The sequence below is a fragment of the Mycobacterium marseillense genome (assembly GCF_010731675.1).
GTDB lineage: Bacteria > Actinomycetota > Actinomycetes > Mycobacteriales > Mycobacteriaceae > Mycobacterium > Mycobacterium marseillense.
The window spans coordinates 736,425-749,087 of sequence record NZ_AP022584.1; the positions used below are offsets into that span (position 1 = coordinate 736,425).

1 protein-coding gene is annotated in these 12,663 nt (G+C 70.1%); it reads left to right on the top strand.

Going from position 1 to position 12,663, the window contains the following annotated elements; all coding sequences use genetic code 11:
- Positions 1-90: 90 nt before the first annotated feature.
- Complete coding sequence (locus G6N26_RS03270) at positions 91-12,639, top strand: type I polyketide synthase (protein WP_163648710.1); 12,549 nt, start codon at positions 91-93, stop codon at positions 12,637-12,639.
- Positions 12,640-12,663: the final 24 nt, after the last annotated feature.

Consider the following 12,663-nt stretch of genomic DNA (forward strand, 5'->3'; position numbering starts at 1 on the left):
TCGTGCAGCAAATCCCGTGAATCGGCGACAACCGCTGCCGGCGGGACAAGACGGCCAGACATTAGGTGAGGGTTAGGGCGAGGTTTAGTGATGGTGGACCAACTCCAGCATGCGACCGAAGCGCTGCGGAAAGCGCTGGTCCAGGTTGAACGCCTGAAGCGCACCAACCGCGCGCTGCTGGAGCGGTCCAGCGAGCCGATCGCGATCGTCGGAATGTCCTGCCGCTTCCCCGGCGGCGTCGACAGCCCCGAGTCGCTCTGGCAAATGGTCGCCGACGGCCGCGACGTGATCTCGGAGTTTCCCGCCGACCGCGGCTGGGACCTCGGGGCGCTGTACGACCCCGACCCCGACGCCCGCCACAAGTGCTATGTGAACACCGGAGGTTTCGTCGACGGCGTCGCGGACTTCGACCCGGCCTTCTTCGGCATCGCGCCCAGCGAAGCCCTGGCGATGGATCCCCAGCACCGGATGCTGCTGGAACTGTCGTGGGAAGCGTTGGAGCGGGCCGGGATTGACCCCAGCGGCCTGCGCGGCAGCGCCACCGGCGTGTTCGCGGGACTGATCGTCCAGGGCTACGGAATGCTCGCCGAGGAGATCGAGGGCTACCGGCTGACCGGCATGACATCCAGCGTCGCCTCGGGCCGGGTGTCGTATGTGCTCGGTCTGGAGGGCCCGGCGGTGTCGGTGGACACGGCGTGCTCGTCGTCGTTGGTGGCGCTGCACATGGCGGTGCAATCACTGCGCTCGGGGGAGTGCGATCTGGCCCTGGCCGGCGGCGCGACGGTCAACGCCACGCCGACCGTTTTCGTGGAATTCAGCCGGCACCGAGGATTGGCCCCCGACGGCCGGTGCAAGGCGTACGCGGGCGCGGCCGACGGCGTCGGCTGGTCCGAGGGCGGGGCGATCCTGGTCGTCGAGCGCCTGTCGGATGCGCAGCGGTTGGGTCATCCGGTGCTGGCGGTGGTGCGGGGTTCGGCGGTCAATCAGGACGGTGCCTCCAATGGGTTGACGGCGCCCAATGGTCCGTCGCAGCAGCGGGTGGTGCGCGCGGCGTTGGCCAACGCGGGGTTGGCGGCGTCGGAGGTGGACGTGGTCGAAGGCCACGGCACTGGGACCACGTTGGGTGATCCGATTGAGGCGCAGGCGTTGTTGGCGACTTATGGGCAGGATCGGGGTTCGGGCGGGCCGTTGTGGTTGGGGTCGGTCAAGTCGAACATGGGCCATACGCAGGCGGCGGCGGGGGTTGCCGGTGTGATCAAGATGGTGCAGGCGATGCGCCATGAGATGTTGCCGGCGACATTGCATGTCGATGAGCCCAGCCCGCATGTCGATTGGTCGGCGGGTGCGGTGTCGTTGCTTACCGAGGCCCAGCCGTGGGGTGCGGAGCGTCCGCGCCGGGCGGGGGTGTCGTCGTTCGGCATCAGTGGCACCAACGCCCATGTGATCATCGAGGCCGTGCCGGCCCAGCCGACGCGGGAAGCCGGTCCGGCACAGCCCGTGGTGCCGTGGGTGGTGTCGGCGAAGTCGGCCACGGCGCTGGCCGCGCAGGCGGCGCGGCTGGCCGAATATCTGCGCGCCCGTGACGAATTGGACGTCGCCGACGTGGGATGGACGCTGGCCGGCCGCGCGACGTTCGAGCATCGGGCCGTCGTGGTGGCCACTGACCGGGACCGCTTGCTGGCCGGGCTGGACGAGCTGGCCAACGACGACCCGGCCGGGACCATCCTGCGGGGCACCGCGACGCCGGCAGGCAAGACCGTGTTCGTCTTCCCCGGCCAGGGCTCCCAATGGCTGGGCATGGGCATCGAATTGCTGGATTCCGCACCGGTGTTCGCGCAGCAGATCCGGGCGTGCGACGAAGCGTTCTCGGAGTTCGTCGACTGGTCGCTGACTGACGTGCTGCGCGGCGCTGCCGGCGCCCCGGGAATGGACCGCGTCGACGTGGTGCAGCCGGTGCTGTTCGCGGTGATGGTGTCGCTGGCCGAACTATGGAAGTCGGTCGGGGTGAACCCGGACGCGGTGATCGGCCACTCACAAGGCGAAATCGCCGCGGCCTACATCGCCGGCGCCTTGTCGTTGCGAGACGCCGCCCGGGTGGTCACGCTGCGCAGCAAGCTGCTGCGCTCGCTGGCCGGCCCCGGGGGCATGCTGTCGATCGCCTGCAGCACCGAGCGGGCCCGGGAGCTGTTGGCGCCCTACGGCAATCGGGTCAGCATCGCCGCCGTCAACGGCCGGTCGGCCGTCGTGGTGTCGGGCGACGTGGCCGCCCTCGACGAGCTCGTCGGGTTCTGCGCCGATCTCGAACTGCGGACCCGGCGGATCGACGTGGACTACGCCTCGCACTCGGTGGAGGTCGAGGCGATCCGCGACGACCTCGCCGAGGCGCTGTCCGGTGTCGAGCCCCGTTCCTCGCGCATCGCGTTCTTTTCCACCGTGACCGGAAGCCGCTTGGACACAGCTGGATTGGACGCCGACTACTGGTACCGCAACATCCGGCAGACCGTGCAGTTCGATCAGGCCGTACGCAGCGCGAGCGAGCACGGATACCGGACTTTCATCGAATCCAGCCCGCATCCGGCCCTGCTCGCCGGCATCGAGGACACCGCCAACCATCAGGCCGGCCGCGACGCCGAGGCCACGGTCATTCCCACCCTGGGCCGCGACGACGGCGGACTCGACCGATTCCTGACGTCGGCTGCCACCGCGTTCGTCGCGGGAGTGGGCGTGCAGTGGCGCGGTGTGCTGGACGGGGCCGGCTTTGTGGAGCTGCCTACGTATGCCTTTGACCGCCGGCGGTTTTGGCTGTCCGGCGAAGGTGTGGGGGCCGACGCCACCGGCCTGGGCCTGGGAGCCAGCGAGCACCCGCTGCTGCACGCGGTCGTCGAGCTGCCGTCCTCGGGCGGGGTCGTGCTGACCGGCCGCCTGTCGCCCAGCCAGCAGGGGTGGCTGACCGATCACGCGGTCTCCGGTGCGGTCGTGTTCCCGGGTGCCGGGTTCGTGGAGCTGGCGATCCGCGCCGGCGACGAAGTCGGATGTTCGACGGTCGACGAACTGACTTTGCAAGCGCCGTTGATGTTGCCGGTCAAGGACTCCGGGGCGGGATCGGTGGCCGTACAGGTCGTGGTGGGCCCGGCCGCGGAAACCGGTCAGCGCGTCGTGTCGATCTTCTCGCGCCCCGACACCGGCTCGGGCTGGGTGTGCCACGCCGAGGGAACGTTGAGTACCGGCGCGGTGGAGCCGGGCGCGGATTTGTCGGCGTGGCCGCCGGTGGGCGCCGTCGCGGTGGACGCGGCGGACGGTTACGAGCAATTGGCCGCGCGCGGTTACGGTTACGGCCCGGCGTTCAGGGGCCTGACCGCGGCTTGGGTGCGCGGCGACGAGGTGTTCGCCGAGGTACGACTGCCCGACGCCGCCGGCAGTGTCAACGGATACGGCGTACATCCCGCGCTGCTCGACGCGGCCATGCACGCGCTGGTCATCGGCCACCAAATCGCTGATCACACCGACGAAGTGGTGCTGCCGTTCTCCTGGCAGGGCGTGTCGCTGCATGCCGCGGGCGCGTCGGCGGTGCGCGCGCGCATCGCGCCGGCGGGAACTAGTGCGGTGTCGATCGAGCTGGCCGACGGCCTGGGATTGCCGGTGCTGTCGGTGCGCGCGATGGTGGCGCGCTCGGTGAGCGAGCGGCAGCTGCGCGCGGCGGTGTCGGCCTCGGGCCCGGACCGGCTCTTCGAGGTGGAGTGGTCGCCGGCGACCGCCGGCACCGCCGACACGCCCGCGCACGAGGTCTTCGAATCCCTTGCGGCCGAAGAAGATCCAGTCACTGGATCGTATCGCCGCACCCATGAGGCCCTGGCTGCCGTGCAGTCGTGGCTGGCCGCGCATGACTCCGGGGTGCTGGTTGTCGCGACGCGCGGCGCGGTGGGACTCGCGGGGGAGGATGTCCCCGATCTGGCCGGCGCGGCGGTGTGGGGACTGGTGCGGTCGGCGCAGACCGAGCATCCCGGCCGGATCGTGCTGGTCGATTCCGATGCCGCGCTGGACAATAGCGCGATAGCGACCGTTCTCGCCGTCGGCGAACCTCAGGTGCTGCTGCGCGACGGTACGGCCCACACCGCCCGGGTGCGCGGCAGCCGCGCGGTCGACGGAATCATGACGCCGCCGGAAAGCGGCCCCTGGCGGCTGGGCATCAGCAGCGCGGGCACCTTCGAAAACCTGCAACTCGAGCCGGTACCCAACGCCGACGCTCCGCTGGAGCCGGGTCAGGTTCGGGTGGCCCTGCGCGCGATCGCCACCAACTTCCGCGACGTCATGATCACCCTGGGCATGTTCACCCACGAGGCCCTGCTCGGCGGCGAAGGCGCCGGCGTCGTCGTCGAGGTCGGGCCGGGAGTCACCGAATTCGAGGTCGGCGACTCGGTATACGGCTTCTTCCCCGACGGCAGCGGCACCCTGGTGCCCGGCGACGTCCGTCTGCTGCAGCACAAGCCCGCCGACTGGTCCTACGCCGAAGCCGCGGGCATCTCAGCGGTTTTCACCACCGCGTACATGGCGTTCATTCACCTGGCCGAGGTCAGGCCCGGCCAGCGGGTGTTGGTGCATGCCGCCGCCGGCGGCGTCGGGATGGCCGCCGTTCAACTCGCCCGGCACCTGGGTCTGGAGGTGTTCGCCACCGCCAGCCGCGGCAAATGGGACACCTTGCGGGCCATGGGCTTTGACGACGACCACATCTCGGATTCCCGCAGTCTCGACTTCGAGGACAAGTTCCGCTCGATCACCGCCGGCCGCGGCTTCGACGTGGTGCTGGACTCGCTGGCCGGCGACTTCGTCGACGCCTCGCTGCGCCTGGTCGCCCCGGGCGGCATTTTCCTGGAAATGGGCAAGACCGACATCCGCGACCCGGGCGCGGTGGCCCAGGAATATCCGAGCGTCCGGTACCGCGCCTTCGACCTGTTCGAGCCCGGCCGTCCCCGCATGCATCAGTGGATGCTCGAACTCGCCGGTCTGTTCGACGCCGGGGTCCTGAAACCGTTGCCGGTGACCACCTTTGACGTACGGCGCGGCCGCGCGGCGTTGCGGTACCTCAGCCAGGCCCGCCACATCGGCAAGGTCGTCATGACTCTACCTTCGGGGCCTGGTCCCGGCCGGTTGGCCTCGGGCACGGTACTGATCACCGGCGGGACCGGCATGGCGGGCTCGACGCTGGCGCGCCACCTGGTGGCGCACCACGGCGTCGAGGACCTGGCGCTGCTGAGCCGGCGCGGACCGGATGCACCCGGAGCCGCCGAGCTGATCTCAGAGCTGGAAGCGGCCGGCGCCCGGGCGCGAGTGATCGCCTGCGACGCGGCCGACCGGCCCGCACTGGCCGCGGTGATCACCGAACTCGCGGCTACTCGGCCCCTGTCCGGCGTGATCCACGCGGCCGGCGTCCTCGACGACGCGATGGTCACCTCACTGACACCGGAGCGGGTCGACGCGGTGCTGGCGGCCAAGATCGACGCGGCCTGGAACCTGCACGAGCTGACCCGCGACCTGAATCTGTCGGCGTTCGTGATGTTTTCCTCGATGGCCGGGCTGGTGGGCTCGTCGGGCCAGGGCAACTACGGGGCGGCGAACTCGTTCCTCGACGGGCTGGCCGCGCATCGGCGCGCACACGGGCTGCCGGCGATCTCGTTGGGCTGGGGGCTGTGGGACCAGGCCAGCGCCATGACCGGCGGGCTCGACGCCGCCGACCGCGCCCGGCTGGGCCGCGACGGGATCTTGGCGCTGTCCTCGGACGAGGCCATGGAACTGTTCGACACGGCATTGATTGTCGACCAACCATTCCTGGCGCCCGCCCGCATCGACCTCGGCGCGCTGCGCGCCCATGCGGTCGCGGTGCCACCGATGTTCGCCGACCTCGTCAACGCGCCGACACGGCGCCGGGTCGACGACTCACTGGCCGCCGCGAAGTCGAAATCGGCTCTGGCGCATCGCCTCGAAGGCCTGTCCGAGGCCGAGCAGCACGCCGTGCTGCTGGACCTGGTGCGCTCGCACATCGCCACCGTGCTGGGCAACACCTCCGCCGAGGCGATCGACCCGGACAAGGCGTTCCAGGAGCTGGGCTTTGACTCGCTGACCGCGGTCGAAATGCGCAACCGGCTCAAAACCGCGACCGGACTGTCGCTTTCGCCCACCCTGATCTTCGACTACCCGACACCCAACGGCCTGGCCGGCTACATCCGCGCCGAGCTCGCCGGGGCCCCGCAAGAGATCAAGCACGCCCCGGTCGCGCGCGCCACCGAGGACGATCCAATCGTCATCGTCGGAATGTCCTGCCGTTACCCGGGCGGGGTGAACTCCCCCGAGGATCTGTGGCAGATGCTCACCGAGGGCCGCGATGTCCTCTCCGAATTTCCGACCGACCGCGGCTGGGACCTGGCCGGCGTGTACAACCCGGATCCCGACGTCCCCGGCACCTGCTACACCCGGACCGGTGGTTTCGTCGACGGCGTCGCGGACTTCGACCCGGCCTTCTTCGGCATCGCGCCCAGCGAGGCGCTCGCGATGGACCCGCAGCAACGCATGTTCCTCGAGCTCTCCTGGGAAGCCTTGGAGCGGGCGGGAATCGAACCCGGCGCGCTGCGCGGCAGCGCCACCGGCATGTTTGCCGGGGTCTACACGCAGGGCTACGGTATCGACGCCGCGCCCACCGCGGAAGGCTTCCGCCTGACCGGCCAGTCCTCGAGTGTGGCGTCGGGCCGGGTGTCGTATGTGCTCGGTCTGGAGGGCCCGGCGGTGTCGGTGGACACGGCGTGCTCGTCGTCGTTGGTGGCGCTGCACATGGCGGTGCAATCACTGCGCTCGGGGGAGTGCGATCTGGCCCTGGCCGGCGGCGTCACGGTCAACGCCACGCCCGACATCTTCGTCGAGTTCAGCCGCATGCGCGGGTTGTCCGTGGACGGCCGGTGCAAGGCGTACGCGGGCGCGGCCGACGGCACCGGATTCTCCGAAGGCGGCGGCATGCTCGTGGTGGAGCGCCTGTCGGATGCGCAGCGGTTGGGTCATCCGGTGCTGGCGGTGGTGCGGGGTTCGGCGGTCAATCAGGACGGTGCCTCCAATGGGTTGACGGCGCCCAATGGTCCGTCGCAGCAGCGGGTGGTGCGCGCGGCGTTGGCCAACGCGGGGTTGGCGGCGTCGGAGGTGGACGTGGTCGAAGGCCACGGCACTGGGACCACGTTGGGTGATCCGATTGAGGCGCAGGCGTTGTTGGCGACTTATGGGCAGGATCGGGGTTCGGGCGGGCCGTTGTGGTTGGGGTCGGTCAAGTCGAACATGGGCCATACGCAGGCGGCGGCGGGGGTTGCCGGTGTGATCAAGATGGTGCAGGCGATGCGCCATGAGATGTTGCCGGCGACATTGCATGTCGATGAGCCCAGCCCGCATGTCGATTGGTCGGCGGGTGCGGTGTCGTTGCTTACCGAGGCCCAGCCGTGGGGTGCGGAGCGTCCGCGCCGGGCGGGGGTGTCGTCGTTCGGCATCAGTGGCACCAACGCCCATGTGATCATCGAGGCCGTCCCATCTGAGACCCGCCCGAGCCCTGTCCAGGTGACCGAGCGCCCCGCGGTGCCGGTCCTGCCGTGGGTGGTGTCCGCGAAATCGCCGTCGGCGTTGAAATCTCAGGCCGCCCGGTTGGCGACCCACCTACGCGACCAGCCGGATCTGGACGTCGCAGATGTGGCCTGGACGCTGGCCGGCCGGTCGACCTTCGAACAGCGGGCCGTCATCGTCGGCGACGACCGCGACCGCCTGCTGGCCGGGCTGGACGAGTTGGCCGCCGACGAGCTGGCCCCGTCGATCGTTCGCGGCACGGCAGCCCCCGGCGGCAAGACCGTGTTCGTCTTCCCCGGTCAGGGCTCCCAGCTGCTCGGCATGGGCAGGGGGTTGCACGGCGCGTACCCGATTTTCGCCGAGGCCTTCGACGCCGTCCTGGCCGAACTGGATCAGCACCTGCTGCGTCCCCTGCGCGACGTTATGTGGGGCAACGACGAAAGCCTGCTGAATACCACCGAATTCGCGCAGCCGGCGCTGTTCGCGGTGGAAGTCGCCCTGTTCCGGCTGCTCGAATCCTGGGGCATCCACCCCGATTTCGTGATGGGCCACTCGATCGGCGAACTGTCCGCCGCCCACGCCGCCGGTGTCCTGTCGCTGAAGAACGCCGCGGTCCTCGTGGCCGCCCGCGGCCGATTCATGCAGGCGCTGCCGGCGGGCGGGGCGATGATCGCCGTGCAGGCCACCGAAGACGAGGTGCGGCCGCTGCTCGTGTCCTCCGAAGAAGCCGGCGTGGGCATCGCGGCCGTCAACGGGCCCGCCTCGGTGGTGATCTCGGGCGCTGAAGGCGCGGTGACCGCGATCGCCGACCGACTCCGCGCCGACGGCCGCCGCGTCCACCAACTCGCCGTCTCGCACGCGTTCCACTCCCCATTGATGGACGCGATGATCGACGAATTCGGCACCGTCGCAGCGGGACTCACCGTCGGCAAGCCGACCATCCCGATCGTGTCCAACGTGACCGGGCAGCTGGCCGCCGATGACTTCGGCACAGCGGCGTACTGGAAGCGACACGTGCGCGACGCGGTGCGATTCGCTGACAGCGTCCGATTCGTCCATGCGGCCGGTGGCAACCGATTCCTCGAAGTCGGGCCGAGCAGCGGCCTGACGGCCTCAATCGAGGAAACGCTGGCCGACAACGCGGTGGCGGAGATCTCTGCGATGTCCGCGCTGCGCAAGGACCGCCCGGAGCCGGTCGCCTTGGTCAACACCGTCGCGCAGGGGTTCGTCGCCGGGATGGCGGTGGACTGGCGCGGCGCCATCGGCGCGGCGAATCTCGTCGAGTTGCCCACGTATGCCTTTGACCGGCGACGCTTTTGGCTCGCGCGCGACGACGCCCCGGCCGACGCTGTGGGCCTGGGCCTGGCCCCCGGCGAGCACGCCCTGCTGGGCGCGGTGGTCGAACTGCCGGCGTCGGGCGGGGTGGTGTTGACCGGCCGGTTGTCGCCGGGCACGCAGGGCTGGCTGTCCGATCATGCCGTCGGCGGTGTCGTGCTGTTCCCGGGAGCTGGATTCGTCGAGTTGGCGATCCGCGCCGGCGACGAGGTGGGTTGCGGAATCGTCGACGAATTGAATCTGGCGGCGCCGCTGGTCTTGCCGGCCGGCACCTCGGTCGCGGTTCAGGTCGTGGTCGGCGGCCCGGACGACTCGGGTGCGCGTGCGGTGTCGGTGTTCTCGCGGGGTGAGGCGGGCTCGGGGTGGTCGCTGCACGCCGAGGGCGTGCTGCGCGCGGGATCGGTGCAGCCGGGCACCGATCTGTCGGCGTGGCCACCGGTGGGTGCGGTCCCGGTGGAGGTCGGCGACGGTTATGACCAACTGGCCGAGCGTGGTTACGGGTACGGGCCCGCGTTCCGTGGCTTGACGTCGATGTGGCGGCGCGGCGACGAAATCTTCGCCGAAGTGACCCTGCCCTCCGACGCGGGGGTGTCGGTGACCGGGTTCGGTGTCCACCCGGTGATGCTCGACGCGGCGTTGCACGCGGTCATCTTGGCGTCCGACGGTGATGAGCACGCCCCGGGCTCGATCCTGGTGCCGTTCTCCTGGCAGCAGGTGTCATTGCACGCCGCGGGGGCGGCGGCGGTGCGCGCGCGGATCGCGCGGGTGAGCCCCTCGGCGGTGTCGATCGAATTGGCCGACGGGCTTGGGCTCCCGGTGCTCTCGGTCGCCTCGATGGTGGCCCGTCCGGTGACCGATCAGCAGCTCCTGGCCGCGGTGTCGAATGCGGGGCCGGACCGGCTCTTCGAGCTGATCTGGTCCGCTCAGCCGTCGTCGGCGGTGCAGCCGGTGTCGGTAAGTGCTTGGGGCACCCCGGCATCCGGTGAGACCCAGGAGGGCGAGGCCGAGCGATCGGTGGTGCTGTTCGAATCGCAGCCGGTGCCCGGCGACGTGATCACCGAGGTGTACGCGGCGACGCGAGCCGTGCTGCCCGTGCTGCAATCCTGGTTGTCCCGCGACGGCGCCGGAACGCTGATAGTGGCGACCCGCGGCGCGATGACGTTGCCGGGGGAGGACGTCACCGATCTGGCCGGCGCGGCGGTGTGGGGACTGGTGCGCTCGGCGCAAACCGAACACCCCGGCCGGATCGTGCTCGTCGACACGGATGCGCCACTGGATCCCGACGCGATCGCCGCCGTGTTGGCGGTCGGTGAGCCGCAGGCATTGCTGCGCAACGGGATGGTCCACACCGCGCGGGTGCTCGGCAGCCGCGCCGTCGGCGCCCTGCTGACGCCGCCCGAGGACGGCCCGTGGCGGCTGGGCATGAGCAGCTACGGCACGATCGAAAATCTGCGGATAGAGCGGATTCCCGACGCCGATGCGCCCTTGGGGCCGGGCCAGGTGCGGGTTGCGCTGTCAGCCATCGCCGCCAACTTCCGTGACGTCATGATCGCCTTGGGCCTTTATCCCGATCCGGACGCGATCATGGGCATCGAGGCAGCCGGCGTGATCACCGAAACCGCCTTGCAGAACGGGCGTTTCGCGGTCGGTGACCGCGTCATGGGACTGTTCCCGGACGGCACCGGAACGATTGCCAGGACCGACGAGCGACTGCTCGTCAAGGTGCCGGCGGGATGGTCACACACCGCCGCTGCGACGGCTTCGGTGGTGTTCGCCACGGCGCGCTACGCCCTGGTGGACCTGGCCGCCGCCAAGCCCGGTCAGCGGATGCTCGTGCACGCCGCCGCCGGCGGGGTGGGAATGGCCGCGGTCCAGCTGGCGCGCCAGATCGGCCTGGAGGTGTTCGCGACGGCCAGCCGTGGCAAGTGGGACACATTGCGGGCCATGGGGTTCGACGACGACCACATCGCCGATTCGCGCAGCCTGGAATTCGAGGACAAGTTCCGGGCCGTCACCGGCCGGACCGGCGTGGCCGGGATGGACATCGTGCTCGACTCGCTGTCCGGCGACTTCGTGGACGCCTCCCTGCGGCTGGTCGCGCCCGGCGGGGTCTTCCTGGAAATGGGCAAGACCGACATCCGCGATCCCCAGGTCGTCGCCCGCGACCACTCCGGGGTGCGCTACCGCGCCTTCGACCTCTTCGAAGCCGGACCGGACCGCATTGCGCAGATGCTCGACGAACTGGCCGCCATGTTCGCCGAAGACGTGCTGCGGCCGCTCCCGGTGACCCGATTCGACGTGCGCCGTGCCCCCGCCGCGCTGCGCTATCTGAGCCAGGCCCGCCACGTCGGCAAGGTCGTCATGACCATGCCCGACGCGTGGACGACGGGCACCGTGTTGATCACGGGCGCCACCGGGATGGCCGGTTCGGCGGTCGCGCGGCACGTCGTGACCCGCCACGGCGCGCGCAACGTCGTGTTGGTCAGCCGCCGCGGTCTTGATGCGCCGGGTGCCGCGGAGCTGGTGGCCGAGCTGACTGCGGCCGGTGCCCACGCGGAGGCAGTGGCCTGCGATGCCGCCGACCGCGAGGCATTGGCCAAGGTGATCGCCGACATCCCGATGCAGCGCCCGCTGACCGGCGTGATTCATGCCGCCGGCGTCTTGGACGACGCGGTGGTGACGTCCTTGAATCCCGAGCGGATGGGTGCCGTGCTGCGGTCCAAGGTCGATGCGGCATGGAACTTGCACGACTTGACCCGCGACCTGGATGTGTCGGCCTTCGTGATGTTTTCGTCGATCGCCGGCCTGGCGGGCGCCTCGGGTCAGGCCAACTACGCCGCCGGCAACTCATTCCTCGACGGGCTGGCCGCGCACCGCCGCGCCCACGGCCTGCCGGCGATCTCGCTGGGTTGGGGGCTGTGGGATCAGGCCAGCGCCATGACCGGCGCGCTGGGCGCTGCCGACCTCGCCCGCTTCGGGCGGGACGGGATCGTCGCGATGTCCTCAGGCGAGGCGCTGGAATTGATGGACACCGCGCTCATCGTCGACGAGCCGTTCATGCTGCCCGCCCACATCGACCTCGCGGCGCTGCGGGTCAAGTTCGACTCGGGCACCTTGCCGCCGATGTTCGTCGACCTGATCAATGCGCCGACGCGACGCCAGGTCGACGACTCGCTGGCCGCCGCCAAGTCGAAATCCGCTCTGCTGCAACGCCTCGAAGGGCTCCCCGAGGACGAGCAGCAGGCGATCCTGCTGGACTTGGTGCGTTCGCACATCGCCACCGTGCTCGGCAGCTCCAGCCCCGAGGCCATCCATCCGGACCGGGCGTTCCAGGAGCTCGGCTTCGACTCCCTGACCGCAGTCGAAATGCGCAACCGGCTCAAAGCCGCGACCGGGCTGGCGCTTTCACCGACGCTCATCTTCGACTACCCGAACTCCGCGGCGCTGGCCGGCTACATGCACCGAGAACTCCTCGGAGCATCGGAACACACCACGGCGGCCCCGGCCCCGGGCGAAGCCGAGATCCAGCGCGTTGTCGGGTCGATTCCGGTCAAGCGGCTCCGGCAGGCGGGCGTATTGGAACTGCTGCTGGCGTTGGCCGACGAATCCAGCGGCAACGGGCAGGCCGCGGCGCCCGCGACCACGGAGAAGAACATCGCCGACATGGACCTCGACGATCTGGTCAACGCGGCGCTGCTGGACGACGATGACGAATAGTCATGAACGCAATTGAGTGAGGGC

Coding starts and splice junctions, on each gene's coding strand:
- G6N26_RS03270 (WP_163648710.1), top strand. CDS start 91: ATGGTGGACCAACTCCAGCATGCGACCGAAGCGCTGCGGAAAGCGCTG.